Annotated in this window: 25 protein-coding genes and 1 pseudogene; 18 read left to right on the top strand and 8 right to left on the bottom strand. The window is 58.6% G+C overall.

The features are described 5' to 3' along the window. Positions 1-5 precede the first annotated feature (5 nt). From DIE03_RS25250 to DIE03_RS25240, 3 genes are all read left to right on the top strand, one after another. Complete coding sequence (locus DIE03_RS25250; RefSeq protein WP_124455079.1) at positions 6-1,529, top strand: LPD7 domain-containing protein; 1,524 nt, start codon at positions 6-8, stop codon at positions 1,527-1,529. Positions 1,530-1,633: 104 nt separating this feature from the next. Further along, positions 1,634-2,074: a plasmid stabilization protein gene (locus DIE03_RS25245; RefSeq protein WP_311767310.1), complete on the top strand. Its 441-nt coding sequence runs from the start codon at positions 1,634-1,636 to the stop codon at positions 2,072-2,074. Between the two features lies 1 nt (position 2,075). Beyond that, the gene (locus DIE03_RS25240) at positions 2,076-3,089 is read left to right on the top strand and encodes a relaxase/mobilization nuclease domain-containing protein (protein ID WP_124455075.1); all 1,014 of its coding nucleotides are present in this window, start codon (positions 2,076-2,078) and stop codon (positions 3,087-3,089) included. 17 nt (positions 3,090-3,106) lie between these two features. Here DIE03_RS25240 and DIE03_RS39010 read toward each other — a convergent pair whose 3' ends face one another. After that, positions 3,107-4,132, bottom strand: a complete 1,026-nt coding sequence (locus tag DIE03_RS39010) for a hypothetical protein (protein ID WP_311767309.1) — start codon at positions 4,130-4,132, stop codon at positions 3,107-3,109. A gap of 379 nt (positions 4,133-4,511) precedes the next feature. Between DIE03_RS39010 and DIE03_RS25230 the strand changes: the two genes are divergently transcribed. The 3 genes from DIE03_RS25230 (at position 4,512) to DIE03_RS25220 (ending at position 6,414) form a co-directional block, all read left to right on the top strand. Further along, on the top strand, positions 4,512-4,976 hold the full coding sequence (locus DIE03_RS25230) for a hypothetical protein (RefSeq protein ID WP_124455074.1): 465 nt from the start codon (positions 4,512-4,514) through the stop codon (positions 4,974-4,976). A 9-nt stretch (positions 4,977-4,985) separates the two neighbouring features. Beyond that, entirely contained in the window at positions 4,986-5,693 is a 708-nt protein-coding gene (locus tag DIE03_RS25225) for a protein mobD (protein WP_124455072.1), read from the top strand. A gap of 76 nt (positions 5,694-5,769) precedes the next feature. Further along, complete coding sequence (locus DIE03_RS25220; RefSeq protein ID WP_311767308.1) at positions 5,770-6,414, top strand: hypothetical protein; 645 nt, start codon at positions 5,770-5,772, stop codon at positions 6,412-6,414. A 47-nt stretch (positions 6,415-6,461) separates the two neighbouring features. Here DIE03_RS25220 and DIE03_RS25215 read toward each other — a convergent pair whose 3' ends face one another. From DIE03_RS25215 to DIE03_RS25200, 4 genes and pseudogenes are all read right to left on the bottom strand, one after another. After that, positions 6,462-7,253, bottom strand: a complete 792-nt coding sequence (locus DIE03_RS25215; protein ID WP_311767307.1) for a hypothetical protein — start codon at positions 7,251-7,253, stop codon at positions 6,462-6,464. Positions 7,254-7,386: 133 nt separating this feature from the next. Continuing rightward, positions 7,387-8,424 (bottom strand): IS481 family transposase, encoded by a 1,038-nt coding sequence (locus DIE03_RS25210; RefSeq protein WP_059452523.1) that lies wholly within the window; start codon positions 8,422-8,424, stop codon positions 7,387-7,389. Between the two features lie 122 nt (positions 8,425-8,546). Then, a pseudogene (locus DIE03_RS25205) lies at positions 8,547-9,869 on the bottom strand (ParB/RepB/Spo0J family partition protein); the annotation flags it as partial. A 131-nt stretch (positions 9,870-10,000) separates the two neighbouring features. Then, positions 10,001-10,834: a DUF932 domain-containing protein gene (locus DIE03_RS25200; protein ID WP_124455068.1), complete on the bottom strand. Its 834-nt coding sequence runs from the start codon at positions 10,832-10,834 to the stop codon at positions 10,001-10,003. 772 nt (positions 10,835-11,606) lie between these two features. Between DIE03_RS25200 and DIE03_RS25195 the strand changes: the two genes are divergently transcribed. Genes DIE03_RS25195 through DIE03_RS25175 form a run of 5 tightly spaced genes read left to right on the top strand, consistent with a single transcriptional unit; the run spans position 11,607 to position 18,746 of the window. Then, positions 11,607-13,550 (top strand): hypothetical protein, encoded by a 1,944-nt coding sequence (locus tag DIE03_RS25195; protein ID WP_124455066.1) that lies wholly within the window; start codon positions 11,607-11,609, stop codon positions 13,548-13,550. After that, entirely contained in the window at positions 13,547-14,656 is a 1,110-nt protein-coding gene (locus tag DIE03_RS25190) for a hypothetical protein (RefSeq protein ID WP_124455064.1), read from the top strand. The genes DIE03_RS25195 and DIE03_RS25190 overlap by 4 nt, the downstream gene beginning before the upstream one ends. Continuing rightward, the gene (locus DIE03_RS25185; RefSeq protein WP_124455061.1) at positions 14,649-16,559 is read left to right on the top strand and encodes a hypothetical protein; all 1,911 of its coding nucleotides are present in this window, start codon (positions 14,649-14,651) and stop codon (positions 16,557-16,559) included. Before DIE03_RS25190 ends, DIE03_RS25185 begins: the two co-directional genes overlap by 8 nt. After that, the gene (locus DIE03_RS25180) at positions 16,556-17,671 is read left to right on the top strand and encodes a hypothetical protein (RefSeq protein WP_124455059.1); all 1,116 of its coding nucleotides are present in this window, start codon (positions 16,556-16,558) and stop codon (positions 17,669-17,671) included. Before DIE03_RS25185 ends, DIE03_RS25180 begins: the two co-directional genes overlap by 4 nt. Then, positions 17,637-18,746: a PfkB family carbohydrate kinase gene (locus DIE03_RS25175; protein WP_124455057.1), complete on the top strand. Its 1,110-nt coding sequence runs from the start codon at positions 17,637-17,639 to the stop codon at positions 18,744-18,746. The genes DIE03_RS25180 and DIE03_RS25175 overlap by 35 nt, the downstream gene beginning before the upstream one ends. Here DIE03_RS25175 and DIE03_RS25170 read toward each other — a convergent pair. Both DIE03_RS25170 and DIE03_RS25165 read right to left on the bottom strand, forming a co-directional pair. Then, the gene (locus tag DIE03_RS25170; protein WP_124455055.1) at positions 18,720-19,250 is read right to left on the bottom strand and encodes an NADAR family protein; all 531 of its coding nucleotides are present in this window, start codon (positions 19,248-19,250) and stop codon (positions 18,720-18,722) included. The genes DIE03_RS25175 and DIE03_RS25170 overlap by 27 nt on opposite strands. Before the next feature lie 222 nt (positions 19,251-19,472). Next, complete coding sequence (locus DIE03_RS25165) at positions 19,473-20,321, bottom strand: WYL domain-containing protein (RefSeq protein ID WP_185658219.1); 849 nt, start codon at positions 20,319-20,321, stop codon at positions 19,473-19,475. Between the two features lie 375 nt (positions 20,322-20,696). On the opposite strand from DIE03_RS25165, the gene DIE03_RS25160 reads away from it, so the two are divergent. The 6 genes from DIE03_RS25160 to DIE03_RS25130 all read left to right on the top strand — a co-directional run bounded on the left by DIE03_RS25160 (position 20,697) and on the right by DIE03_RS25130 (position 25,392). Beyond that, a complete protein-coding gene (locus DIE03_RS25160) occupies positions 20,697-22,442 on the top strand; it encodes a ThiF family adenylyltransferase (RefSeq protein ID WP_124455051.1) in 1,746 nt (581 codons plus the stop codon). Next, positions 22,439-22,921: a Mov34/MPN/PAD-1 family protein gene (locus DIE03_RS25155; RefSeq protein ID WP_111442665.1), complete on the top strand. Its 483-nt coding sequence runs from the start codon at positions 22,439-22,441 to the stop codon at positions 22,919-22,921. The genes DIE03_RS25160 and DIE03_RS25155 overlap by 4 nt, the downstream gene beginning before the upstream one ends. A gap of 438 nt (positions 22,922-23,359) precedes the next feature. Beyond that, the gene (locus DIE03_RS25150) at positions 23,360-23,800 is read left to right on the top strand and encodes a hypothetical protein (protein ID WP_124455049.1); all 441 of its coding nucleotides are present in this window, start codon (positions 23,360-23,362) and stop codon (positions 23,798-23,800) included. 737 nt (positions 23,801-24,537) lie between these two features. After that, positions 24,538-24,783: an AbrB/MazE/SpoVT family DNA-binding domain-containing protein gene (locus tag DIE03_RS25140; RefSeq protein ID WP_111442668.1), complete on the top strand. Its 246-nt coding sequence runs from the start codon at positions 24,538-24,540 to the stop codon at positions 24,781-24,783. After that, the gene (locus DIE03_RS25135; protein WP_111442669.1) at positions 24,780-25,175 is read left to right on the top strand and encodes a PIN domain-containing protein; all 396 of its coding nucleotides are present in this window, start codon (positions 24,780-24,782) and stop codon (positions 25,173-25,175) included. Before DIE03_RS25140 ends, DIE03_RS25135 begins: the two co-directional genes overlap by 4 nt. A 37-nt stretch (positions 25,176-25,212) precedes the next feature. Continuing rightward, a complete protein-coding gene (locus tag DIE03_RS25130) occupies positions 25,213-25,392 on the top strand; it encodes a hypothetical protein (protein WP_111442670.1) in 180 nt (59 codons plus the stop codon). 82 nt (positions 25,393-25,474) lie between these two features. Here DIE03_RS25130 and DIE03_RS38405 read toward each other — a convergent pair whose 3' ends face one another. Further along, positions 25,475-25,630, bottom strand: a complete 156-nt coding sequence (locus tag DIE03_RS38405) for a hypothetical protein (RefSeq protein WP_166677950.1) — start codon at positions 25,628-25,630, stop codon at positions 25,475-25,477. Between the two features lie 342 nt (positions 25,631-25,972). Here DIE03_RS38405 and DIE03_RS39075 point away from each other — a divergent pair, with 342 nt between their 5' ends. Beyond that, positions 25,973-26,374 (top strand): DUF6283 family protein, encoded by a 402-nt coding sequence (locus tag DIE03_RS39075; protein ID WP_124455045.1) that lies wholly within the window; start codon positions 25,973-25,975, stop codon positions 26,372-26,374. The last annotated feature ends 216 nt before the right edge of the window (positions 26,375-26,590 follow it).

Below are 26,590 nucleotides of genomic sequence, written 5' to 3'. Positions count from 1 at the left end.
GCCACATGGCTCTGAGAACATCCGCGGACGAAGCCGAGCCGGTTATCAACGTGATCGAACAGGATTTGCCGGCCAACAGTGACGGGCCGGCTGCGTCGGACGAACGCCGGGGCAGGCTGGAATCGGCTGCAATAGCTGCCGTATCGGCTCGGCGCCGACGTGAGTTCGATGCCGCTCGGGCGAAATTGCGGGAGCGGGCCATCCGTGATGATGCGACCACGCCGCAGAAGGCCGGGACTCGGTCACCGAGCGGGACGCCGGCCGACATGGATCTGTTCGGTGTGCCGCTCGACCAACCGCCCGAACGCATACGCAAGCGTTACTTGCGCGCGGGCAATCAGTATTTCCTGAAGGACGCGCCGTATCAACTCGCGTTCGAAGATTTAGGGCCATACCTCGTCACCGAGCACAACCGGCCGGATGTGGTCGAATCGATGATTGACATGGTGCACGCGAAATCGTGGCGGCGCATTCGTGTGTCGGGCCATGAGGTGTTTCGTAGCGAGGCGTGGTTGCAGGGCACGCTGCGTGGCATTGAAGTGAGCGGCTACGAGCCGAAAGCAGCAGATCTGGCGCGTCTGACAGATGCGCGGCAGGCGCGGCTGGACAATCGCATCGAAGTGGTTGCGCAAGTCGGGGTGGCAACTGCCGAGAGTGGGCCGGCTCGCGCAGATAATCCGGCTATGGTTTCAAGCGCGCCCCGAGTCGACGTAGGCACGAATGGCGACCCTAACTCATCATCCACATCGGTCCGTGTGTCGGCATCGGAACCGTCTATTCATGAAGGCAGCCAGAGTGCGGCAAACGACGAAGCCGATATCCCGCGGCGATACGTTGGAGAACTGCGTGAGCATGGTGGCGCCCCGTATCAGCACAATCCAGCGCGCAGCGACTCGTACTACGTCGTGTTTCGCGATGTGGCGGGCGTTGATCAAGTCGTGTGGGGTGTGGATCTCGAGCGTGCGGTGCGCGAGGCGAATGCCGAGATCGGACAGCAGGTGATACTCGAAAATCTCGGCAAACGTCTCGTCACCGTGCGAATGCCGATCCTGGATGACGAAGGAAGGGTGATCGGAGAAGACGAGAAGGTCGTGCATCGCAATACCTGGCAGGTAGAGATTGTGCAGCGGGGCCATGACGTTGCAGTCTCGCAGAAGCCGAACTATTCACGGGATGACCAAGCCCGATCTACAGATTCATTCGGTGCTCCAGTCGACGAAACAGTGCCGCACGGCAGTCACGATGCGCGCCATTTAAGTAGCGAACGGGCATTGCATGTAGCCGTGCTGACGGCCGCCATGCGCGAACAGGGTTTCAGCGAGCGCTCCGTTACCCGCGTGCGGCAGCACGCTGAACGCATGCTGGCGGCGTTCCAGCACGAGAGCATTCCGGTCCCGACGCCGAAGGTATTCGATCCGAGCGCGCCATCGGGCCGGAATCGTCGCAAGCAGCAGGCTCCCGAACGCACGCCTGCCCGCGAACTCGAGCTCACGCCAGCTGAGCCGTCGCGATCATCACCCTCTCGCTGAGGTGAATCGTGGTCGTGCGCGAGCGTTTGTGCGTCGAACTTGGGGCAATCAGGTTGCGTTGGGACGACTGGTGCGCTCGCCGAGGTTTGACGGCGGGCGAGGGCGTGCGTCAGTTGATCGCAACGGCTATCGGCGGCGATGCGGACGGCGAATCCGGCACGACCATATGTCGCTTACCTCTACCGATCGTTGGGGAGCCGCGTCATCGCATCGAAATCCGACTGACCAGCGCGGAGCTGAACGCGGTCGAGCGGTGCGCTGCAGCAATGGGTCTGCGCAGTAATCGCTGGATAGTCTCGCTGGTTCGGGCGCAATTGAGCCGGGAACCGCAATTGGGCGAGCCAGAATTGAGTGCGCTGTCCGTATCAAACCAGCGACTTGCTGAGATTGGCCGTTTGTTGGGACAACTTGCACGTGCCGACGAAACCGAGCTTGTGCGTCGAGATTTGATGTCTGAATGGGCGGAATTGCGAAAGCGCGTTGACGAACACCTGCGTACGGTGGCCGCGATTATGCGCGCGAACCTCGATCGCTGGAGCCGCTGACATGCCATACCCGAAAATCTACATCGACGCGATGCTCGTGAACTGGGGCGATCGCCTGTTTCAGGATCCGCTACGACATGCGCAAGCGTCGCGACTCTCACATGTGGATATTCGCAACGCTGCCGCTCGCATGCGTGCGCAGGTCGCTCGCACGCTCAGGCGCACGCCGGAAGTCATGGTCAAGATCACCAACAAGGCGGCGAGTGCGCAGGGCATGGGAGCCGTACGTCGACATCTGCGCTATATCTCTCGTAACGGCAGGATCGAACTGGAAGATCAGAACGGTGACCGTATTGAAGGCAAGGATGCGCTGAATGATCTCGCGAAGACCTGGCAACTCGGTGGGTGGGGTATCCCCGAGACCAGCACGCGCCGGGAGACTTTTAACATCCTGCTGTCGATGCCACCAGGAACGGATCGGAAAGCGGTGCGCGATGCGGCGCGAGATTTCGCGGCACTTGAGTTCGGCGACGGCAGGGCATACGTTTTCGCCGCGCACGATGACGAAGCGCATCCGCATGTGCATCTGAGCGTGCAGGTACGTGGTCCGGATGGACATCGCCTGAATCCGCGTCATAAGGATCTTCAGCGATGGCGTGAGCGTTTTGCGGAAAAACTGCGTGAGCACGGTGTCGAGGCGAATGCGACGCCTCGGCGTGTGCGCGGCGTGACGCAGCGCTATCCGAAGCAGTCTGTCGTCCATGTGGTCGCGCGTGGAGAAACGCCGAGGTACTGGAAATCAATGCCGACCGATGCTCAGCGCGATGCAGTATGGGTCGCGCAAGGTGGCATATTTACCGCCTGGCGAGAAATTGCCTACGCAATGGCGAGGTCGAGTGTGCGTGAGGATCGCGCGATGGCCGTTGAAATGGCGTACTTCGTTGGGTCCATGCCCGTGCAACGAGATCGACCAATGGTAGGGCGTGCGCCGGATGACAGGCGCGAGATGCCGGATCGTCAGGTGCCAGGTACCGTAGAGCGTTCGGACGGCGCCGGGCAGGATGTGGAGCGTTGATGGTCACAGCGTTGGGTTCATTCCCGATCGGAAAACCACGCTGGTCCAGCCTTGAATGTCACGACAAGCAGAAACAGGAACGTGATCGCGAGAAGCGGAATGCCGTAGACTGCCACCGGGAAAAACAGCACTAGCTGCAGAATCGACCCGGGAACACCGTATATGGGTGCCGTGTTCTTGACGTTTTCGTAGATCAACCGGATAACTACCGCAAGTCCCATTGCGATGAGGACGAGACCGGCCCAAGTCGGTTCGTGATGCAGTAGTGCGGTTCCCCATCCGATGTATCCCCACCATGTGAGATTAATACCGACTGCGGCAAGCCAAAATCCACGTGCCGTGAAGAAACTGTAACCGTACTGGCATCGCGAGTGACGACTAAAAAGCTGGATGCTCTTTGCAATCGCGATGACTGTGCCAAAGACGACCGCAATTTTAAGAAATCCCACGGAACATTCCTCCAGAATGTGGCGCCCGATCAGGCCGCCTCCTTTGTCGAAATGAACAGCTCTACAGCGAAATGTGATGTGTCGACTGCCCTTCCTTCCAATATAGACGGCTAGACCGTGGATGAACAATCTCGACTTCGTAAATTTCAGAAGGTCGTTGTTCAGCAAATCTCCGCGTGCTTGAGAGCTAAGGTTCTCGCGATGAACGAAGAAATGGACGAATGTGGACAACATCGGAGTGCTTGGTAGTGCACGCTGCAGTCGTTGATCTAGAAAACACTTTGGACGTGAGATCGGACTTGATTTTCCGAGGAGCATTGCAATGGTGCCAAAAACCGGCGCAAGCCTATCCTGCCGTCCCTTGTCTTTTGTTCTTTCATCTTGCCGTTCGTCAATTACCACGCACGATGTGGTGTGGTCATGCAGAAAGATGGAGCCGTGGCAGCAAAAAGACGCGATCACAGCGCGAAGGAAGGGGCGCGCCTCGCGCAACAAGACGATCCGCATGTAATCAAAAAAAGCGGAAGGAACGGGTTGCGTAATGTCAATCCTTTGGCCAGGTGACGTGCGAAAAACGAGTGTTGTGAGCGACATGAGCGATCGGGGCCGTCATGCACAGTGCAACAAAAACGATTGATGGAAAGCGTGGTCGGATCAGTGCGAGCGCGAACTCAGCCAGTAAGTGGCCACGCGGATGCGGAGTAAGTCGCATCGGTCGAATACGGAGGTTTGCTCCTCGAGCATTGCTCACATGATCGGATTCATCCGGATCCAATCGTCGTTTGCTACTTAAGGCATGGTCGATAGCGAGTTGGTGTTGCCTTAGCGCGCCGACGAAAAATATTTTGTGATGCCGTTCAATTCCGGCCCGTTCCCATGCGGTCCGATGCGCGAAGGTCGGCTTGTTTTCGGGCATTGACGGTCGTCCTTGCCATCAGCAAGATGGCATCCAGGCAGTGTGTCGAGGCGGATCATGCCGGTCGTAAAGCACTTTACCCAAGCGCAATGGGACGCGGGAGCTCGCCGTCTCGACGCGCTGCCCCCAAAGCCTGCGCACGAGCATCACGTCACGGTGCGTGAGGCAGTGAACGCAATGCGGCCGCAGATAAGCGGCGCGCAACAGAAGGGCTACACATTCGAAGAAATCGTTCAGGAACTGGCGGAAGAGGGCGTCGACATCAGCGCCAGCACTTTGCGCTACGCGATGCGGCGCGTAGCGAAAGATCACAAGGTCGGGCATGTGGAAAGAGCCGCGCCGCCGGGTCAGGCTGCAGCGTCACCACGAATCAAGAAGTCGAGGCAAACGAGACCGCTGACTCTCGATCAAAAAGAGAATCGAGACCGAAAGGATAGTCGAAGGGCGACGACCAATTCGGGGGGCATGGTGATTCAGGACGCGTTCTCGTTCGAGATAGCGCCGGACACCGAGAACCTGTAGAGGGTGCATATGGCGACGACTTATCCAATCTATCTGGTGGGCGGCAGCAAGGGCGGTGTGGGCAAGAGCTTTGTCTCGCTCGCGCTGGTCGACTACCTCCAGCGCCGTGATTTTCCTGTCGCACTGGTCGAAACCGATACGTCCAATCCCGACGTGATGAAAGCGATTCAGGACGAGGTACCGTGCGTCGCCTACAGTTTGGACGAAGCCGAAGGCTGGATCGGCCTGGTCAATTTCTGTGATGAACGCCGGGACGCAGCCATTGTTGTCAACACGGCGGCGCGCAGCCAAACGGGCATTACCCGTTTTGGCGCGACACTTGCCAGTACGCTCAGCGAACTGCGGCGCGAACTCACCGTGCTGTGGGTAATCAACCGGCAGCGCGATAGTTTGGAATTACTGCGCGCGTTCAGTCCGACATTTCCCCAGGCGACGATCCATGTCGTGCGCAACGGTCATTTCGGCACGCCGGACAAGTTCACGCTGTATCAGGCGTCGCAATTACGCAAAACGATCGAAGCACGGGGACGCACACTCGACTTCCCGGATCTGGCGGATCGTGTCGCGGACGAACTGCGTAGTCAGCGGATGTCGATTCGCGTTGCGTCGGAGACGATGCACATCGGCGAGCGGGCAGAACTGCTGCGCTGGCGAGTGCTGTGCGACATGACCTTCTCGACCGTGATTGATAACGCCGGGACCAATGATGAGCCGTAGGCGGCCAGTCGAGCCACTGATTCGCCTGTTTCAGGAGATATCCGGCGAGGTCCCGGACGACACGAGTCTGGCCCGGATGCGCCGGGTATCGGGCATCCTGAATCTCCAGGACAACGACGCGCTCTGGTCCATCATCGCGGTGCTCGAATACTACGCGCGCCTGTATGAGGCAATGCCGGAGCGTATTCGATGGGCGAGCGAGGGCAGTCTCGAAGCGGCTCGGCGGGAAATTGGTGGCGCGAACGAGGCTTTGATGCAACAACACCGCAGCGCGCTTGAACGGTGCAAGGCGACGATCACGGTGGCGGAGAACCTGATTCAGGAACATGAGGCGCGGTACCGGGAAGCGTTGGCAAATCTCAATGAGGCCGCACTGACGGCGTTCAGCGCACGGCTGACCAGTCAGATTGTGCGCTCGACCGGCAATCGAATGATCGGTGCGGCGGCAATTTCGGGGCGCGAACAGCGTGAGCGGCTGGATGAGACGACCGGGCGGTTCGAGAAAGTGGTGGACACGGCGGCGGCGCGGATGGACACGATGACGACGGCTATGGAACGACGTTTTGTACGTGCGATGCGGTGTCTATGGTTGGCAAGTGCAACGGTCCTCTGCTTGATGGTGCTGGTCGCGAGTGGTTGGGTGGACGGGCGGTCAGGGCACCACCCGTCGGGTACGGTTAGCCAAGCGGCGCAGAGCAGGTCAGCAGACGGCAGGCCCTGAAGTGAGCTGCCGTCTGCTGGATCGCGTCACTGGATGAGGATCAACAGTTACGCGACGTCCGGGTCAGTTTGCGCAGCGGTTACCGATTCGGTGGTCGGGAAAGGCCACGGCGGCTGTTCGGCGGTTCCGGTAGACGGCTCGGCGTCGTGAGGCGTGTGGTTGACGGGGTTGTGGTCATTTCCGCCGTTCTCATCTGCATCGACGTCCTCGCCGTCGTTGTCATCCGCGTCGTCGCCGTGGACAGCCCATGAGGGCGATGCCGGAATCTCGCGATCGGTGAGGATTTCCGGGAGCCATGCGACCTTCGCGAGGCGCAGTTCCGCCGCCGCTGCAGCGTCGCTCTTTTTCATCTTCGCGAGGTCCGCCGCGACCTTGGGAGAAACCGCACCGGACACGACTTCCGCGATGCGCGCCTTACTGACATGGTCGAAGTACGCGGTGCGCGTTGGTGTCCAGTACCGGGCCATATCAAGATTCAGTGCATCGGCCAGTGCGTTGATCGCGTGTGGCGCTTCGGAGGTTGCAATACCATCGAGCACGGTTCCTGTGCAAAACGCGAGTAGGTCGAGCAAGGTCGTGTACGCGTCCTGCCTGAGCAACCATGGCAGCAGATCGGCTTGGCTTGCTGGCAGTTCTGCGATCCAGCGTGTGCGCTGCGTCTCGATAGAGTTCCAGGCCGGGCTGACGGGGAGGTCGTCCGCCGCGCGCAGCAGGTCATCGTGATTGTTGTTGCCGGACAGTGCCAGATAGTGCGGCGTGAAGCCGTGGCCGTAGTGCTCCGGAAGCGCCTGCGGAACCAGATGCTGCAACAGGGCCGCGAGTGCCACGGCGGGCTGCACGACGAGTTCCGCATGGAGGGCGGCGGTGCGATGGGCTGTGAGCCGTTGGCAGAGCGTCGCGCTGTGGACTGGCTTGATCTGTATTAGCCGGGACTTGATCTGACAGGTAGTCGGGCCGACAAAGAACGAGTCATCAATGGGGGATGAGTTTCTCCTTGGCGAGATCGAGCGAATCGAGGAAAGTGCGCATCGGCGTCTTGCCGTAACACCAGCGCCCCTGATGCTCTCGTTCATTGTTGTACTGGTCGAGCCACGCATCAAGGTCCGTCTGCAAGGTGGCGATCGAGTCGTAAATCTTCTTGCGGAAGACGATGCGATAGAACTCGTTGAGCATGGTCTTGTGCAGCCGTTCGACGATCCCGTTGGTTTGCGGCGACTTGGCCTTTGTTCGGGTGTGGTCGATGTCTTCCAAGGCCAGATACAGCTCGTATTCGTGATGCTCGGGGTTGCCGCAGTATTCGGTGCCGCGGTCTGTCAGCACGCGTAGCAGCGGAATGCCGAAGCCGTCGAAGAACGGGACAACGCGATCGTTGAGCAGGTCCGCCGCCGGCAAGGGTGTCTTGCGATCGTAGAGCTTGGCGAACGCCACCTTCGAGTAGGTATCGACGAAAGTTTGCTGGTAGACACGGCCGACGCCCTTGAGGCTGCCGACATAGAACGTATCCTGCGCGCCGCAGTAGCCCGGACATTCGGATTCGAATTCGCCATGCACTTCCTTCTCATGCTTGGCGCGTTCGAGCGCGACGAGCTGCGCCTCGGTCAGCACCAACCCCTCCTGGGCGGACTTGGCTTCTAAGGCCTTCAGGCGCTTCGGCATGGTCTCCAGATCGTGGCGCAACCAGATGCTACGGACGCCTTGGGGCGAGACGGACAGAGCATGCCGTTTGAGGACCTCGTTGGCGATTCGCACCTGACCGTAGGCTGGCAATTCGAGGGCCAGTTCGACAACGGCGGCCTCGACCTGCGGATCCACGCGGTTCTTGAGCAGCGGCCGGTGGTGGGAAATCTCCTGCAGCGCAGCTTCACCGCCTCGATCGTACAGTTCCTTAAATCGGTAGAAGCTGTCGCGCGAGTAACCCATCACGCGACAGGCCTGGCTGACGTTGCCGAGCTGCCGGGCCAACTCGAGTATGCCGACCTTGGCACGAATTACCTTCTGCTCCTGAGTCATGGTGGACTCCTTGCTGTTCGCGGCGCGCATTGCCGCTACGGGCTACGCCCTTCGCGCCAATGCGCGCCAGCATGAAAAACCAACCACTGTCAGATTTAGTCTAGTCCACCGCACTTGATCTTGGCCGGTGCGTCTGCCGTGTCCGGCGCATTTGCCTCGGGCGTGCCAGTTATGGTCGCGCCTGCCGCATCGAGTGCCGCGCTGTCCTCGCGCCGCACGAGACCGCGCTCGATCACCAGTTCACCCTGCGGGCCGACGATCACAAACGCACCGGCTTCTGCTATCTGCGCTGCGTCCCATACGATGGCACGGGTTTCGAGCGCGCCGATTGCGGCTTCCACCTGATCGCTTTCGGCGTCGAGGCGTTCGGCTTCGTCATAGGCGTCCTCGTCGTCATCGGCCAGTGCATCGAGCTTGTTGCCCAGTTCGGTCCGCTGCGCGATGAGTGCGTCTAGTTCGCGTTGTTCTTCGTCGGTGTAGGGGCGCTGGGCCGGGTGCAGTCTGCCGTAACGGTTCAGCTCCAACACGTCCCGTTCGGCACGCGTTTCCGTCCAACCCCAGCCTTCCGCGCGGATCGTCTCGGCTGCCGCGTCGAGTTTTTGTGCGGCAAGGTTCTGCAGCAGGTCGGCATCGGCAATATAGCCCGCGTGCTCGTCGTCGCTGAAGAGGTCCCGGCGCACATAGCCGCCTGCTGCCTCGTAGGCGTCGAGGCCGACGAAGCGCACGAGGCGACTTCGGCTCGCATCGATCTCAGCTCGGGTGATTGCCTGCCGCAGATAGTGCGGTTGACGTTGCCACTCGTTGGCATCGAACCACAGATGCTCCTGCGTGTCGTGATCGTCTGCGAGCGCGAGTGCGGCAAGCTGGTCGAGCGTGATTGCGTCCTCGCGCAGCAGCGCCAGTAGCTTGGGCGACACGTTGGCGAGCTTCATGCGCCGTTTGACGGTAATAGGCGACGCTGAAAAGAGCGCGGCGATGTAATCGACGCTGCGACCTTCGTCGGCCAGCATTCGATACGCGCGCAGCACGTCGAACGGGTCGAGTCCTTCCCGCTCGCTGTTCTCGATCAGCGATATGGCGAGCGCTTCGCCTTCGCTGACGATGCGCACCGGTACCGGATAGTCGGCGGCGATGTGCTTCTGTTCGAACAGCAGATCGAGAGCGGCTTCGCGTCGCTGACCTGCGCACACGCCATATTTGCGGTGCTTTCCGCGTGTCCTTTTGATTTCATGGACTACGAGGTCTTGCAGTAGTCCTTTGGCGCGGATGTTGGTTGCCAGTCCAGCGATGCCGGATGGTAGTTTCGTGCGCACGTTCAACGGTGAACGTTGCAGGCTGGAATACGGCACCGTCACGACCGGCTGCTCGTTGCCGAAGTCGGTTTCGAGCACGGCGGAGGATTCGGCGGCGTCAGATGTGACGGTTTCAACAGATTGGGCTTGCATGATCGACTCCTGATAGTAGGAAGGAAGATGCCGGGCCAGTAAGGTGCGGATGCGTCAGGACGTGACCCGACTGGCGTCATGGCGCAAAACCGAACAGCAGGGCGACGCGGATGCGCCGCCCGTAGCAGTCGTTACGCCTTCATCTGCCGCATCGCGTCCGCGAGCATCCACAGCGCGCGGTTGAGCTTCACGTTCTGGTCGATACCGGTAATGGGGCGTGTAGACATCGCGCGGCCCGAGCGGGAGCGGCCATGCAGGCCACCCTTGGTCAGGTTCTCCTGCACCCGGTTAAAGACAGTCCAGAGATCGTCGCGGCGATCCTCGAAACGGCGCGGGGCGAGTAGCTGGCTTTCGCAGATGGGAGCCGGGGCTTCGGCGTCGGTCCGGTCATACCGCAGCGCGAGCGCGGAGCGGGCGAATGCGTGCTGTTCGTCGCGGTCGAGCGTTACCGAGCGCATGCCGTCTTTCTGTTCTCGGATCAGCTCGAACCCGTCGAGCACGTCGAACGCACCGTTGATCACGTTCTGCACCACGTTGCCTTTGTGGGGTACGCGGATATCGGCGATGTTCTCGCCTGCAACCATGCCGTTCTGGCAGACAAAGCGGAATGTGCCGGCGAGCATCTGGTAACTGCTGGTGCCGTCATGAGAGTTCAGCAGCACGATTTCGTCGGCTTCCTCGCCGGTGATTTGGTCGGCATGGCGCAGCCGGAGCATGTGCTTGGTGAATTCGCGCTTGCCAGTGTCACGTACGCGGGTCTGACAGATCATGAATGGTTGAAAGCCTTCGTTGCGCAGGCCGCGCAGCACATCGATGGTGGGAATGTAGGTATAGCGCTCGGAACGGCTTTCGTGCTTGCCGTCCGCGAAGATTGAGGGGGCAACGAGGCGAATCTGATCATCCGAAAGCGGCGAATCCGCGCGCAGCATCGGGGCGCTGTAGTGGAATGAGGAAGCGAGTTGCATGATTTTCTCCGGTCAAGGTTGAGGACCTGAACCGGGCGAGAAGGCGTGCCTTGCCGTTGTGGCTGGACACCTTCCGGTGGAACTCGGGGTTGGCTTTGCTGCCGCCAGGCTCCCGGGTTCCCGCCCGTGCGACTGGAGGAGCCGATCGCGGGCAGGTGTCAAGGAAAAAGGCGAGGGAGGGGTGCGGGCAACACGGTCCCGCGCCCCTTGATGCCTGCCCGCGATCGGCTACGGTCGCGGGTCAAGGGCGGGAACCTGGGAGTCGGGTGCATGCCGTGCCTCGGGTTGACCAGGCACGGGCGCCGCGCAGCAGCGTAGCCGTACAGGCCACGCTGAACTCGAAGATGAATGGGGTTGACGGTTGCGCTAGGGATTGATGCCCGACAGGGGTGAGACGCGGAACGCAGCTCGGCGCGCAGCGCGAAAGCCCGGTCCCGGTGCGTTAGCGCCGGGAGGCGTCCCATAGGTTCGTGTGCGATCTTTTCAGGTACGGCTCACATTTGCGGCGAAAGGGCGTACAGTCCTATCGGTTGTTCCCGCGCTTGGAGCACTGCGCAGCAAGTTGCAAAGCGCGGAGCGATGTTCCATCGCGGCTGCCTTAGCCGAACGCAAAAGGATAACCAATCTCGCTTCCACTGTTGGTCCGCCGCTGGAAGCAGGCGCAAGGATCGTTTTACTTCCATGTTGAGACCGCGATTTAATGTTAATGTAGTGGCCCTACGTAAGCGGTTCAAAGACAGCAGATAAACGAGAATCCGAGAGACTACCGGGGATGGGAAAGCAGTTCGCCGAGGAAATTGCATACCTGCCGAGCGCAATACGTTGGGCGCTTGAGCAAAACGTTGTCCTTTTGGCTCGCGTTATCGCTGGCAATTCGGGGCGAAGTCTGCTTGCGGTCGGTTCGGGGGGGTCGTCGACGTCGGCGGCTTTTCTTGCCCAACTTCATGAATCGGAGTTCGGTCGGATCTCGCGTCAGTCAACCCCGGTCGACCTTTTCGCGCATGAGACCAGGCCAGAGGACTGCGCAGTCGTTCTGGTGTCGGCCGAAGGCAAGAACAAGGATGTTCTCGCTGCCGGCCGGCACATGCTGACGCTGGAGATTCCTGGGTTTGCTCTGACCTTGGCACCGGAAAGCCCGCTGGCGGACAGGCTTCGGGCGTCGGGCGCGACGGTTGCCGCTTTCGCCGCTCCGTGGGGAAAAGATGGATATCTTGCGACCAATTCCCTGATCGCGACCATGATCCTGATCGCTCGCGGATACGCGATTGATGGCTTGGATCGATACCTTGAGCAAATCGACGAGCAGTGGCTTCAGCGGCGTCGCCGCCAGATTGCGGAACAGGGACTCGAGGACGCGGTCACTGGCGGCCGTCAAATTTGCGTGCTTTATGGCAGGGATGGCATAGCTGGCGCGATCGATATCGAATCAAAAATTGCCGAATCGGCGATCGGTGTGGTCCAGAAAGTTGATTACCGGCAGTTCGCACACGGTCGTCACCTGCAACTGGCCAATCGGGAACTCGCGCCGTGCTTTGTGTCATTCGAGTCACCTCGAGACCGGATACTGGCGCGGGCGACGATAGGGACGTTTCCCGCAGATGTGCCTGTCGTTCGGCTCGACCTGCCAGGAGAACACGCACTCGCGGAAATAGTGAGCGTGATTGATGCAATCCTGCTAACCGATATCCTTTCCCAACGCCGCGGGATTGATCCAGGGCAACCCGATGTTCCGGAGTTCGGGCGGGCATTGCACGCGTCGGATGTACGTGAGGCCGTTCGTGGACGAGCTGGGTGGCCCCCAGCTCTGGTCCGTAAAGTACGAAACGTGGATGCGCCCCGCGCGACCTACGAAACATTCAGGCAGGCAGGCGTTGCGTTCGCCGACCGGCTTGAGCGGGCGAGATTCCGTGCACTGGTATGTGATTTCGATGGAACGTTCTGCAATACGGACCTCCGGTTTGATGGGCTTGATGCCTGCCTGCTATCGGAAATAGGGCGTATCGCAGGTGCCGGATTTCCGATCGGCTTTGCAACAGGTCGAGGCGATTCGCTGCATGGCGATCTGCGGACCAAGCTTGGTGAAGAGCTGTGGAAGTGGATCACGATCGGTTTTTATAGTGGGTCGGTTGTATCGGGTCTCGCCGAGGCACCGCCGGTGCAGGGTAAGCCTGACCCGAGGTTCGTCGAGTTGACTGAGTGGTTGACTGAGTCAACCCTGCTCGGTGCGTTGAAGTCGTCGCCGAAAATCGGTGAAGGGCAGTTGAGCCTCCGCATTCGTGATCATTCGGCGAAGTGCCGCGTTGGGGCATACGTGCGCCAATGGCTCCACGCCAAAGGGTATGACGGGTGGCGAATTTTTTATTCAGGTCACTCGATAGACGTGGTCACCGAATCTGCAGGTAAGGACAAGGTCGTTTCGTCCATTGCCGCGACCGTTGGTTGTGATCGCGAGGACGAAATTCTCAGGCTTGGAGATTCGGGTGACATCGAGGGTAACGATTACGAATTTCTCAATGCGGGCCTGGGTCTCAGTGTAGGTGGCGTCTCAATTGCAAGGGATGCCTGCTGGAATTTTCTGCCTCAAGGCCTTATTGGCGCACAGGGCACGCGATTTTACCTCAAAGCGCTTGTGGTCGACGGAGGGGCGTTGCGGTTCGCGCCGGAGTTTATCGAACATGTTCGTGCAATTTTGACAGTGCCGGGGTTTGCAAAATGAAGGCACAACTTGCCATGCGCCTCCTGGCAGACCTGATGGAGTGGGACGAGACCCGGGCAACGGAAGAATTTGCATGGTTGCGGCTGATGGTCGGCGCTAAATATGACCACTACCAGGGCTATAGTCCTGGAGCGCGTTTCTATGTCAACCTTCTTGCCTGGCTTGGGCAGTTCACTAGCAAGGATCGCACGACGGCCTATTCCTTTCTTCGACGGCGGCTTGTATTTATCAGTCAGGGCGAGATGCACCATCTGGTGAATCTGACAATGCCGGTGCTTCTGCGTTGCATGCGCACCGAAGTGGCAACTCATTTGGGTGTACCCCTGTATAGAACATGGGGCAACAAGTCGGCTGAACGTCGCCTCGAATTGATCGGAATCCGGACGCTTTACGTCGGGTTGAGCGACGGAGCAAAAATCGATATTTTCCGCCGGGATAACGAAGGGCGTGTTTCCACGGAGCAGGTTGTCGCTGCCAGCGAGATATCAAACGAGAAGTGGAAGAAGTTGAACGAGGCATTGCGTGAGCGTCTGGACAAACTGGGCTTCTGCGACGAGGACGCATTATTTGAACGCGTCTGTCTGATCGATGATTTCACCGCGTCGGGTGCCACGCTGATCCGGCAGAACGATAAGGGTGAATGGAAGGGGAAGATCCCTGTCTTCTGCGAACAGAACAAGGGGCGGCTCGGTACATCGCTTACCGTGGATTGCTGTATCCACGTTCACCACTACCTGGGCTCCAGCCGTGCGACGGGAACTGTGGACGATGCCATTGGACGGTTCCGGGCGCTAACCGGAGCATTCCGGTTTGAATCGACGTTTTCTGCCGTGCTTAGCAACGACATTGTGATTGACGATGACGGCCCCGCGGATCTGGTCAAGTTGCTTAAAGACTGCTATGACCCTTCGATTCAGGACGTGCATCTCGGGAAGAATGTCTGGTACGGATATCGACAGTGCGGACTTCCTGTCGTGCTTTATCACAATGCGCCCAACAACTCGGTCGCGATTCTATGGGCGACATCCGGACCTGACCGCGTACCGCCCTCGCATCAGATGAGACCACTGTTCTCCCGAAAAAAGCGACACGCTGACCATGGATAATCCGTTCAAGAAACGCGCCACGGAATATTTTGATGCGCCAGGCGCGCTACTATCTATTCTCAGCCCGGAGCCGCTCAGACGGTTCTTTGAAAGCAACGCCGCATCGTTCTTTGACAGACTCGTCATTGTGGTCGGAACACCGGGTAGCGGCAAGACCACGATTGCGCGACTGATCGAACTCGACACCGTTGTCGCCTTGTTGAGGTCGTTGCCCAGTACAGACCACAAGGACGTAACACGTGCCTTGACTGAGTGTCTGGTCATTGAGGATCTTCGGCCGCGAATACTGGCTTTTCGACTCGCAACAACGCCCGATATGCGGGATATCTGGGAGTTGCCGTATTCGGCCAAGGTGAAGTCCGCTCTTCTGCGGTCCTTGATCCAGGTTCGCTCAGTACTTGGATGGTTGAGAAAGATTGAGGGGGCCGGTGCGGATCTTTCGCAGGTCAAGATAGTTGCGCGTGAGCAATTTGAGGTTCAGGCGAGGCTTATTCGCGCCGAAGATACGCTTGCCTTTCGAGACTACGCGCGGTCAGTCGAGGCACGGATATTTCGGATCGTCACTGCCCTGGTGCCACCCGCGGAGCACCAATTGGCCGAGATCGGCCCGCAAAGTTCCTATGAGGCCTTTTCGATCATCGAAGCGATTCGCATACCGGCCATCGCGGGGGTTGACGGCGGCGAAATCACCATGAGGCCGCTGTCAATTGTCGATGATGCACATGAATTGCATCCTGAACAGTTCGCGGATGTTGAGCAGTGGCTGCAGGGGCGGGAGCTGAAGGTTGCCAGATGGCTGGTCACGCGCGTCGATGCGATTGGCCACGATGTCTTCCGGCGTGCGTTGACGTCGGATCCTGAGGGGGCGTCTGTCAGTGCCGCGGGTAGTACACGGGACCGCGACTGGGTGCTCAAGCTCATGCAGAAAGGTGCATCGGACAAGCGCGCGTTTAAGGCGACGGTCAAGGACATATCAAAGCGGTATATCGAACAGATGCCCACGTTGCGCAGGCAGTCGATCCGTCTTGAGGACTGTCTGTCGACGAAGGATCCTGTATTGCAGTCCGCGGACATGCGGCAACTGACTGCTGCGGTCAAGAGGGTGATCGATGAGAGTGGGTTTGCCGCAAATCGTGTTGATCTCATCCGGTCATGGATTCCTGCTGAACTACCGGATGATACCCGGCAGGCGCTGCTCCGGATCTTGATACACCGCGAGTCTCGTCGTACCCCTCAGACAGAGCTATTTTCTTCGGAACCCGAGGAGCTTGAGTTGCGACCGGATGAGCCGGTAGCGTCACGTTCAGTGAACGCCTCGTTGATTGCTGGTGCCAACCTCCAGTTACTCCATGACTATGGTAAGCCTTTCTACTACGGGTTTGATCGTTTGGTCGATGCGAGTAGCGAGAATATCGAGCAATTTATCCAGCTGGCGGGTGCATTGGTGGACAACGTGGAAACTAGAATTGTGCGCGGGCGAGAGCCTCGACTGGAGGCGAAGGTTCAAAATGAAATCCTGGTCCGGCAGGCGGCTTCGACGATCGAACGCTGGAATTTCCCGCACAGTGATGCAGTACGCCGGCTTGTCGAATTCATCGCGTCCCGCTGCAGGGGCCGCACTCTTGAACCGAACGCACCGCTGGATGACGGTGCCAATGCGTTCGGGATACCTCAGTCCGAAATGGATCGTTTCCAGAAGGATGGGGGCAATCTAGTGGTTGTTTTGCACTACGCGCTTGCCTATAACGCGCTTTCTCTCACTGAGAACTATGAATGCAAACGACGGACATGGTGCCTGTTTCAACTGGGTGGACTTCCGATCCTGAAGCACGGACTGACGTTTGGGCGTGGTGGCTTTTGTGAGGGCCACTTGTCGGAGCTTATTGCGAGTATCAGTGAATGAATCGTTTTTCCCGCGACAGGTGCTACGCCCAGAGCGACGCCGACGTGCTTCCCTTTCTGTCGGAACACCTGATGAACTCAAGGCGCGTGCTATTTATCGGGACCGTCGGGATTGAGACGAGCAGCCTCTATTTTGCGACTGAGCTGGCCGCGGCAAAATGCGTTGATTTCCGCTTTATGGTGGAAAGACGGCGCGATAGCTCGAAGACGTTGAATGACATTGGCGCCAGCCATGTTGCGTACCTCGAGCGAACAATACCGCGGGAGCAGCTCCGGTTCGAGGACGTGCGCATCGTGGCCGACGACGGTGCGACGGTCGGCGGGCGCGTCGCTGCCCGTGCAGCGGACAACTGGTACGAAGGCGATTACGCTGACGTCGTCATCGACGCGACAGGAATGTCGCGCGGGATATGCTTTCCCCTCGTCAAGCAGGCCATTGAGCGCAGCATGCAGTCTGGAGCAAACGTTCACGTTCTGATGGCGACAAACGATCATCGTGAGATCAGGCTGGAGTCGGAATCCAATGACCGTGCCGAGTGGATGCACGGATTTCAGGGAACTATGGGGCTTGATGTCAGCGCTGACAACCTGAAGCTGTGGGTGCCGCAACTGGCAGAGAGCTCACTACCTCAGATGAGCATCATGTTTCAGGCACTATCGGCAAACGCTCCGGTGGCGGAAGTCTGTCCGATTGTACCTTTTCCGTCGGCGCGTCCCCGGCGCGGAGACGATCTGCTCTTCGAGTTTGGAGATCTCCTCCTTGGCGACTGGGAGAGCAGTCATCTGAACATCATCTACGCGCACGAATCGGACCCGATGGATGTCTTTCAGTCGATTTCGAGGATGGACTCCGCGCGCAAGGAGGTATTTCAGGCGACCAAGCAGACAGCGATCACGGTGCTTTCGCCGAACGGCTGGCGCATGGGCAGTTTGGGAATGCTGCTGGCTGCGATCGACCTGGACCTCCCGATGCTGTATGTAGAGACGATCGGGTATACTACTGCCTCAGCACCTCCCGCAGGGCTGACTGTTCAAAAGCCCAACCACTTGTGGCACGTTTGGCTTGCTGGGGTTCCCTATGACGATTCGATTGAGCTTGCCGGAAAGGTCTGACACGCGACCACACGTCGTGGGGACAGGTCTGCTGGCGCTGGATGTCCTCCTGGGCGAGGATAGGACCAGCGTGCGGGCCGAATTGGGCGGCTCGGCAGGGAATGTCCTGGCTATTCTCGCATTCCTTGGCTGGTCGAGCGCCCCGGTCGCGAGGCTCGGGGATGATGTTGCCGGCAGGCGCATCCGCCGTGAGTTCGAGGTTCTTCGGGCGGATACCCGGTTCATCAGGCACGAAGACCATGCACATACGCCGGTTGTCTACCAGTGGCCCGGCGATCACGAATGTACCCACAGATTCAGTTTCTCGTGCCCCTTTTGTGGACAGAAGCGGGGGTTTGCGTCCGAGGCTGGGGACGCGTACTGCCATACGGTGCTGCGGCAGATCGAACGGCCGGATGTTTTCTACTTTGATCGCGTCACTGACTGGTCGCTTAATCTGGCGGAGAACTACCGTAGTCGGGGGGCGTTAGTCGTGTTCGAGCCATCCGCCGTTGCTGTCAGAACGGCGGATTTTCAGCGGGCGATCGATGCGTGTCACATCCTGAAGTACGCGGACGAACGAATCACGGAACTGGCGGCGTTTGACTGCTCGGATGTTGAGGTGGTTATTCAGACACTGGGCGCACAGGGACTTCGCTTCAGGGTGGCGTCCGACATGCCGCAGGGGAGTTGGCGGACGCTGACGGCGTTCAGTGTCCCGCGTGTGGCTGACACGGCCGGAGCGGGTGACTGGTGTACTGCCGGTTTGCTTTACGCGTTATACGGGGGCCGTTCATCGCGAGAATTGAACACACCAACGCTTGCAGCGTCTCTTCGGTTCGGTCAGGCACTGGCCGCCCTGAACTGCATGCATTCAGGGGCACGTGGGTTGGCCCGATATGAGGTAAGAGACAAGTTGCTGGCCTTGGCTGATCTGATGGAAGCCCGTGACCCAGATGCAATCTGGGAAGCCGGAGATTGGCGCGATGCTTATGAATCCGCGCAGGCGGTCGGCAGGTCATCGTACTCCGGCGTTGGACTGCATATCCCGCCGCGAAAGCCCGCGAAGTTATGCTGTGAGCTTTTCCCGGTTTGATTTCCGGCGGGAGAGGGCGGGCTTTGTCTTTGCCCGGGACGGTTTGACAAGCGATGCCCTGATTTCTGAGCGGACCTCCATCAGCAAGACCCCCAGCATATTTTTCCCGACACCGTTCACCTGTCCCCAAAGCCGATTGACCGCATTGTCAACCGTTGCGGTTTCTACCAGTCTTGCGTCGCCTGTCGAAAGCAGAATCTCCTGCAAGTCCTGGTGCTGGGTGAATTTGGCATGCAGTACCTGTTTCATCCTGGCGAATTTGGTTTTGGACCAGTCAGGGTGAACGTCCCACACATACAGTCCATGCGCCGCCATCGCAAGCAGCGAGGGTGAGGGCGCAGCCATGAGCCAATCGCGAACTGAGTCCTTTCTGGCTTTGCCCGCCTGATAGGCGTGTTCTGACGTGGGATACTCGATGCCTTCAAATACGATTGCGCGTTTATACAGGTTACTGAAAACGCCGTATGGTTTTTCGTTTGCGCGATAGAATTCGATATCTTGCATCTTTGATTGGCTAGTGTTCGTTAGCGTCTGGGTAGACGATGATCTCGTGCTTTCTCGGCGTACCGGGACGTCCGCATGTTCCCTGCTGGACCGACGGCGAGCCAGCAAGATCGAGCTGATCACATCATTGTATCAAGAGCGCATCGTGCCTCCGAAAGGGCGATTACGTTACCGGTGATGAAGACGTCGCGTCATTCTTCACAACTGCTCCGACCTAGTCACCTAAGGTTGCAGCGCCCATGCCGGAGTACCGGCGTCAATCACTTCACTCCGATTCGCGAGATAGAGCTGTTGCGCGCGCGGGTTGCCGGATGCGTTTGGGGAGTAGTCAACATGCCAATGACGCAAAAAATATCCCACTAGGCAAGCACGGAGCGTGACAGTCTTGGCGCCGTCTTTCATGTCATAGTCAGCATATGTCGTTTCCGGGTGAAGGGCCTGGGGATGTGGGGTAAGACGCAACATTATTTCGGTGTTCCAGTCACGATCTTTTGACAAGTCGACATCGGAACTGCCACGTTCCTCGACACTCGTGAATCGAGTGAGCCCGAAATCCCGAAACTCTTCCTTTTCGTGGTCGAAACACCGAATGTGCCAGCGTAGGCCGTCATTCACGAGAGCCAACGGTGAGAGTTTTCGGGAGTGAGATCCAGTCGTTAGTGAGGTGTACTCAGCAATAACAAACTGTTGCTGATCGATAGCGCGGGTGAGAGTCGCAGCGATTTCCAGCGGAACCTGACGCTTGATGCTTGTGCTTACCCAACCAGGGATTCGCTTTGTTCTCGAAGGATCGAAATCGACAGCGCCGTCGCCCGCTAACGCATGCAGGGCCTGCTCGACGTTGTGTTCGAAGTATGGCTGTCCGCCGTCAAAAACGTAGCATTTCCGGCGCAGGTCGTATCTCAGCACCGAAGGGGCTAACTCTGCGTAGAGCGATAGGTCCTTGGTTGCAGCAGGTTCGCTAATCCCGAACCGGAAAGTCAGGTCCTTCCTGCTCACTTGTCCAGAAAATAGGGCCAGAAATTCGATGTAGTACAGCCGCTCGCGCTGGGTGTCTCGGGGCAGGTTCATATAAGGTAGTCCTCCGCACCACATTGTAGGCCAAGATTGATTTTATGTCATCGCTTAAAATATGTGGTCATAAAAAGTAGTTGTATTTTCTGCGCGCGCCGATAGAATAGTTCCATCGGCCGTGGATGGCGGCCGATCAGCATCGACAGATGCTGCCGGCGATCTATCAGGAAAAGCGACTATGAGCGAGCATGACCAGAAGGGCGCGCACGAACAGCGCGGCCATGAAGACGGTTCCAAGCATGGCCACCATGGTGACCACGCGCATCCCGGCCATCATGATCATGGCCACCAACCACCGCCGAACCCGCCGGGGCGGCCGGACCCGGGATCCGGTGCGCCGAAGCCTCCTGGTCATCGGCCGGTGGGTTAATCATGAAAGCCTGGTGGGACCGCTATCCGGCTGCGTTCTCCAGGGAGAAGGAGGCGCTGGAGCGACTGGGATATCGTTGGTCGATTGACGCCGCTGCGATGGAGGCGGGGCAGCTGGTGGTACATGTTGACGTGCCGCACGGAGATGGGGTGCTGGCACTCACGGCCAGTTACCCGGATATGTATCCATACTTCGTGCCAGCGGTGACGACGGATCCCGGTCAGTTTCAGCGCCACCAGCACCCTCTTGGGCAAAATCTCTGCCTTTTGGCGCGAGAGGGAGAGGAGTGGCGTCCCGGGCACGATTCGCTGGCGACGCTGATTCAGGAGCAGTTGCCAGCGATTTTGGAAGTTAACAACAGTAGCGCAGCTGCTGAGGCCATCGCGAAAGCAGAGGATCATGTTGGCGAGCCTTTGTCGTCGTTCTTGCCGTATGCGGTGGAATGTGCGGTCGTCGTTCCGGACGAAACCCCGCCGGCGGAGGTGTCAGCAGGGCGGCTTAACCTACTGCTTCGTGCTGCGCCGCCCGGATGGTCAGATCGGTGTTTCGTCAATGGCGTCGTTGCGTCGATAAGCGACATGCACAACAAGCCACTCGTGACTTTCGCGGCGAAGATACCGGCCTTCGCAGTCCGTTCGAACGGTTTTTGGCTGAGGCTGGAGAAAAGGCCGGAGGTCAGTTCCTTCGAGACCGCCGCGCAAGATGTATTCCGCCAGATAGAAGCTAAGCTTCCTGAACTGGGGAAAATGCTTTCGTCTGCGAAGCGGGGCGACGTCATCGTAGTCGGTGTGGTTTATCCCGACGAAGTGTCCTGGCGGCACTCCGCGGATGACTGGATATTCTTGTCCGTACGTGTGACGCGAGAAGCAAAGCGATCGCGTCCGGCTGTCTTTCGCGTGGACTTTGTGCGAGCGGATTGGGGAGGCCAGCAAGCTTGGCTGCGGCGCGCGCCATTTTTGACACCGATGCGCGACAAGGCCGCGTTGATTGTTGGGCTAGGCAGCTTGGGATCGCCCGTCTGTCTCCAACTGGCAAGGGCAGGAATCGGCCGGCTTGAACTCGTCGATTGCGATAACTTGCAGGTCGGAAATACGGTGCGGTGGGCGTTGGGATGGCAGTACGCAGGGCTCCAGAAGACGACCGCTCTGGCGTTGCACATCGGCAATGAGTATCCATACACGACCGTGCGTGGCTGTAATCTTCGCATCGGAGTGCCCTCCGGAGACAATCGCGTTTCTGAATATGCGATCCTCCGGCAGCTGGCGACCGAGGCAGATATCGTCATTGACGCAGCCGCGAATCACCGGGTAAGTCACTTCCTGGCAGATCTCGCTCGTGAGCTCGGGAAGCCGTATGTTTGGCTGACGACGACGCACGGCGCTGCAGGCGGCATCGTCGGTCGAATCAGGGCGGGCAGTTCGAACGGCTGTTGGCATTGTTTTCTTCGCGGTCTCGAGGATAAGACGATCCGACTGCCGGCAGATGCCGGTACAGATGAAATCCAGCCCGGCGGGTGCTCCCAACCCACGTTCATTGGTGCAGGGATCGATAGTGATGCGATCGCCAACCTCGCCAGCCGTTTGGCGGTCGCGACTCTATGTTCGGGAGCGCATGACGGATATCCAGACTTTTCGTGGGACGTCGCGGTTGCCGATATCCAGAGAGAAGGGATGTCAATTGCGCCTGATTGGACGACTTATGTTTTGGCTGCGAGACAGGACTGTCTGGTCTGCAGCTCGCGGGTATGAGCCAGCTTTGGATTGACGCGCCCGCGCTCGACGAGATGCTTGATGAGGCTCGCCGCGCGTATCCGCTCGAAACGGGGGGCATCCTAGTTGGATATGTCGCCAGTAACAATGAGCCGGTTGTTCAGCACATTATCGGACCAGGACCGGCCGCCCGGCACAAGCGCCAGCGATTTCACCCCGATCATGACTGGCAGTGCCATCGGCTCGACGATATTTTCGAGGCATCATCGGGACGCGCGGTTTATCTGGGAGACTGGCATACGCACCCTGATGGAAGGCCACATATGAGTTGGCTCGACAGGCGAACACTACGCGGCATCGCCCGACATCGAGAGGCAGAGCTTGCACGCCCATTGATGCTCATCGGCGGCGGCGGGCCCGAAGGTTGGGATTGGCGAGTGCATCGGTACGTCAGCGATTGCATAGCCGGTTTCGACATTCGGTACGACGTGCTCGATATTCGGGCATACGCGGCCTGATTCGGTACGGCTCGGTGCCGGGCTGCCGATGCCTTAACGGCACGCAGGCTTCTCATGGCCGTGGGCGAGACGACACTCTGAATTTTGTGAACTTAAATCGACATATTAATAAGGATAACGTATGAAACACGTAAATGTTGACATCGTGGGAAATGGGAATGTTGTCGGAAATGGTAACCGCACTATCAGCGTTACTAATAACACGCGGATTAACAATAATGGAGGGTCTGGCGGATCGGGTGGTAGTGGCGGTGGCGGGGGCGCGGGTGGAGAGATTGCCGTCCTCGCAGCCGTGGTATCGGTCATCATGTGCTGGCTGTACGTGCGACACATCGATGGAATCTATGACGTCCTTACGAAGGCTGCGCTTCTGTCGAGTTTGCCCATCCTGCCTCTTGTCATCGGATTTCTCTGGCGACTTCGCACTGAAGAGGGAACATGGGGGATATGGTCAAATTGTTTATCAACCCTGTTGTTACGATCATCGTTTTGAGCTTGCTCAACTTCGGTTATGGGCGATTGGACGGGCACGTTATTCAGATGGCAACTCATATGCAGGCGCGTGACTTTTGGAACGGCCTATCGGAATACGGACATCGCGTAGTGTTCGAGAACATCGTTGGAACGGCCGCGATTGTGGGTGTCTTGCTTTCGAATGCGTTGATGGCAGTTTTCCAGTGCGCGGAAAGTATGGCTCGGATTACTGGAAGCGTGATGGCCGTCAGGCTGGTTGGTCTCACATTCAATTTCAGGCCGGCCCGTATGGTCGTGGTCTTTGCTGTATTTCTTGGAGGTTCGTTCTTGGCTTTCTCAGGTAAAGGCTTTGATTGGTGGTCATCTACCGTTGGGGGTATCACGGCTGCTGCTTTAAAGGGGTAGTCAAACAGCGTATCCGGCCATTGCCATTGAACGATGAATTTCGGATTTTTGGCCGGCCCGGGTGCAGTACCGTTGGCGAAGTAACTAAATCGCCAACTCCAGCGGGGCCCATCGGGCGATGATGCTCGATCGCCAGTAAGGCGCCGCCCCGCCGGGCGGCTCAATAGCCACGATCATGAGCCTGAATACCCCTGACCTGAACCGCCCCGGATTTTGTGGAGACTTCAACTCTTAAGGGAATGGAGCGAATCGAAGGCAGCCAATGGTGTACCAAGGTCGAGGCCGCCTGGAATCCCAAATGGATCGGCACGATGCGGTGCCGGGAGCTCCGCGTCTCCGGCGACCGTCTGGAGGTGCTGACTCCATGGCGGCAGATGCCGAACTGGCCCGCCACCACGCGGTCCATCATTACCTTCGAACGAGACACGCCGAATCCGGCGAGGTAGGCGGTCGGGTGCGTCGGACGCCGCCGTCACACCGTACTGACAATCTGACGCTTATCCACGATGAACGTCAGACCGTCCAACCGGTTCGTTGTAGCCGACCCTCGCCCGCACAATGACTCAAGACGGCGGCAATCCGAAAGCCGCCTTTGTCAACGGCCCCAATGCAGCACTGGAGTCAAAGCTGTGAGCTTGGCGAGCAGCGGGAGGTACATTGGTGGTGCGATGCGGCTGGAGGCTACTCTTGCTTTTTGCTTTTCCTTACCATAAAGTAAGGAATGGGGAGGTGTCACCATGACAGCCGCAACTATTACTTCAAAGGGCCAGATCACGATTCCAGTGGCCGTGCGCAATCAGCTTGGTTTGGAGGCCGGCGACCGGATCGAATTCAGCTTCAACGAGGCGACAGGCCGGTACGAGATCTATCCGGCCACGCGCTCGCTCGAGGCCCTTAAGGGCATTGTGAAGAAGCCCGCGAAACCGGTGTCGATTGACGACATGAATCAGGCCATCGCCGAGCAGGGGGCATCAGCGCGATGATCGGACTGGATACAAACGTGCTAGTCCGCTACTTCGCGCAAGACGACGAGATTCAGTCGAAGAAGGCGACGGCACTGATGGAGTCCCTGTCGCCCGAGCGGCCGGGATATGTTTCGCAAGTCGCATTAATCGAGGTCGTCTGGGTACTTGGGCGCTGCTACGGTGTCGAACGAGAGCAGATGAAGGACATCGTCGAATCAATGATCGGGACCAGAGAACTGGTCGTCGAAAGTGCTGACACGGTACGTAAGGCACTTCGAGTTTTAGCATCTTCAAAGGCGGATTTCGCGGACTGCTTGATCGAGCGTTCGGGGCATGTAGCCGAGTGCGAGTACACGGCTACTTTCGACGTGTCGGCCTCGAAGGTCGCGGGGATGCAGTTGATCAAATAATCGTGCCGACGGCCAATACACTGAGAAAGGAAATGATATGTTCACCAGAGCTCGAGCGGAACTTAGGGAACTCGTAACTCTCGTGGCGGAAATCGAACGCTACGACGCGACGCTGGCTGCCAAGCGCGACATCATTCCGACCGAGGAGTCGCGGCAAGAGCGACGTCGCAAAGAGATGCGAAAACTCGAACTGCTCGATAAGTACGAACTCGCTTAAGGAAGCGGAACTGATGGAACAGATTTACACCATTGACGTCTCGACGGCTGGCGACACCGTATGGGTGACAGGTCATGATGGGTCATGTGTCGGGCGATTCAGCAAGCGTTTTGGCGTAGACGTACATCGGACCGTAACCGAGCAGTTGGCCGGCGCGGACCAGTGCCTGCATTGCACGCACGAGGCGGCTGGTACTGAGGAATGGCGTGCCTTCCGTGAAGCAGTCCTGATGCATCATGGGATTGACGTACCGGTTGACACGATCCGGTTTTGAGCGAGGAAATGCTATCTATGTATCTCGGAGCAATCTCGATCCGTTGCCAGTATTGTGGCCGCCCAGCATTGTGCAATGCGAGCAAAGGCATGTGGTGTGGGCACTGCCAGAACGGCACAGTGCGATAGGAGGGCGAGCGATGATTTCCGCGAGTGCAAAACTAGGGCAAGACATGTGGAACGACTGTAGCCGACCGAGGCGCGAGCAAGAAGCAAAGGCTCAGGAATTGGTTCTGGTGAAGTGCCCACGCGTGGTGTCGGCGTATGCCATCGATGTAGCGGTCGTTTATGACGAAGCCGCCGGATTATGAAAACACCTGGCAAACCATGTGCATCGTGCCCCTGGCGTCGTGCCGCGGGCGCGGCAGATATTCCAAACTTCGATCTCGACCTAGCCGAAAAGCTGGCTGATACGTGCCCTGATCACCGGGGCATGGGACCGGATTTTGGCGCTAGTATGTTTGCGTGTCATCAATCACGGCAAGGGGAGGAATTCGCATGTGCTGGCTGGTTGGCCAAAGTCGGACACTGCCATCCGGCAGTGCGCCTTGCTGTGACTTCTGGTCGGCTTGATCCAGCGGCACTTGAGCCTGGCGTGGACTGGCCGGCACTGCATGAGAGTTATCAGGAAGTGCTGGACAAGTTGCGTGAAACTTCGAATTCCGAGGGCGGGGTCACCGGAGACGAGCGGGTTGTCAAAATCGGCTGATACAACGTCGGCCATTGTTCACCGATGCCACCTCGCGGGATTGCATCACTGTTCGCCAGATTGCCAGTGTTCGGCGTGCCGTTCTCGGATAGTCGGGTGGGCACGCGTTGCGGCAACTGATGGCATCGAAGAGACGAGTGTAAGCGGTAAATTCAGCACACCGAATGGAGAATCATTTGCAACTGTTGGGCGAGCATAGCCGCATCGCGACGGCCG

The sequence above is a fragment of the Burkholderia sp. Bp8992 genome (assembly GCF_003853705.1).
Lineage (GTDB): Bacteria > Pseudomonadota > Gammaproteobacteria > Burkholderiales > Burkholderiaceae > Burkholderia.
The sequence above is the reverse complement of the archived record's forward strand: the minus strand, read 5'-3'. Positions and strand labels throughout refer to the sequence as shown.

Coding starts and splice junctions, on each gene's coding strand:
- DIE03_RS39075 (WP_124455045.1), top strand. CDS start 25,973: ATGAAAACACCTGGCAAACCATGTGCATCGTGCCCCTGGCGTCGTGCC.
- DIE03_RS25210 (WP_059452523.1), bottom strand. CDS start 8,424: ATGACTCAGGAGCAGAAGGTAATTCGTGCCAAGGTCGGCATACTCGAG.
- DIE03_RS25170 (WP_124455055.1), bottom strand. CDS start 19,250: ATGCAAGATATCGAATTCTATCGCGCAAACGAAAAACCATACGGCGTT.
- DIE03_RS25140 (WP_111442668.1), top strand. CDS start 24,538: ATGACAGCCGCAACTATTACTTCAAAGGGCCAGATCACGATTCCAGTG.
- DIE03_RS39010 (WP_311767309.1), bottom strand. CDS start 4,132: ATGTCGCTCACAACACTCGTTTTTCGCACGTCACCTGGCCAAAGGATT.
- DIE03_RS25180 (WP_124455059.1), top strand. CDS start 16,556: ATGAATCGTTTTTCCCGCGACAGGTGCTACGCCCAGAGCGACGCCGAC.
- DIE03_RS25225 (WP_124455072.1), top strand. CDS start 4,986: ATGGCGACGACTTATCCAATCTATCTGGTGGGCGGCAGCAAGGGCGGT.
- DIE03_RS25230 (WP_124455074.1), top strand. CDS start 4,512: ATGCCGGTCGTAAAGCACTTTACCCAAGCGCAATGGGACGCGGGAGCT.
- DIE03_RS25190 (WP_124455064.1), top strand. CDS start 13,547: ATGAAGGCACAACTTGCCATGCGCCTCCTGGCAGACCTGATGGAGTGG.
- DIE03_RS25200 (WP_124455068.1), bottom strand. CDS start 10,834: ATGCAACTCGCTTCCTCATTCCACTACAGCGCCCCGATGCTGCGCGCG.
- DIE03_RS25250 (WP_124455079.1), top strand. CDS start 6: ATGGCTCTGAGAACATCCGCGGACGAAGCCGAGCCGGTTATCAACGTG.
- DIE03_RS25240 (WP_124455075.1), top strand. CDS start 2,076: ATGCCATACCCGAAAATCTACATCGACGCGATGCTCGTGAACTGGGGC.
- DIE03_RS25185 (WP_124455061.1), top strand. CDS start 14,649: ATGGATAATCCGTTCAAGAAACGCGCCACGGAATATTTTGATGCGCCA.
- DIE03_RS25195 (WP_124455066.1), top strand. CDS start 11,607: ATGGGAAAGCAGTTCGCCGAGGAAATTGCATACCTGCCGAGCGCAATA.
- DIE03_RS38405 (WP_166677950.1), bottom strand. CDS start 25,630: ATGATGCATCAGGACTGCTTCACGGAAGGCACGCCATTCCTCAGTACC.
- DIE03_RS25155 (WP_111442665.1), top strand. CDS start 22,439: ATGAGCCAGCTTTGGATTGACGCGCCCGCGCTCGACGAGATGCTTGAT.
- DIE03_RS25175 (WP_124455057.1), top strand. CDS start 17,637: ATGACGATTCGATTGAGCTTGCCGGAAAGGTCTGACACGCGACCACAC.
- DIE03_RS25150 (WP_124455049.1), top strand. CDS start 23,360: ATGGGGGATATGGTCAAATTGTTTATCAACCCTGTTGTTACGATCATC.
- DIE03_RS25160 (WP_124455051.1), top strand. CDS start 20,697: ATGAAAGCCTGGTGGGACCGCTATCCGGCTGCGTTCTCCAGGGAGAAG.
- DIE03_RS25165 (WP_185658219.1), bottom strand. CDS start 20,321: ATGAACCTGCCCCGAGACACCCAGCGCGAGCGGCTGTACTACATCGAA.
- DIE03_RS25135 (WP_111442669.1), top strand. CDS start 24,780: ATGATCGGACTGGATACAAACGTGCTAGTCCGCTACTTCGCGCAAGAC.
- DIE03_RS25130 (WP_111442670.1), top strand. CDS start 25,213: ATGTTCACCAGAGCTCGAGCGGAACTTAGGGAACTCGTAACTCTCGTG.
- DIE03_RS25220 (WP_311767308.1), top strand. CDS start 5,770: ATGCGCCGGGTATCGGGCATCCTGAATCTCCAGGACAACGACGCGCTC.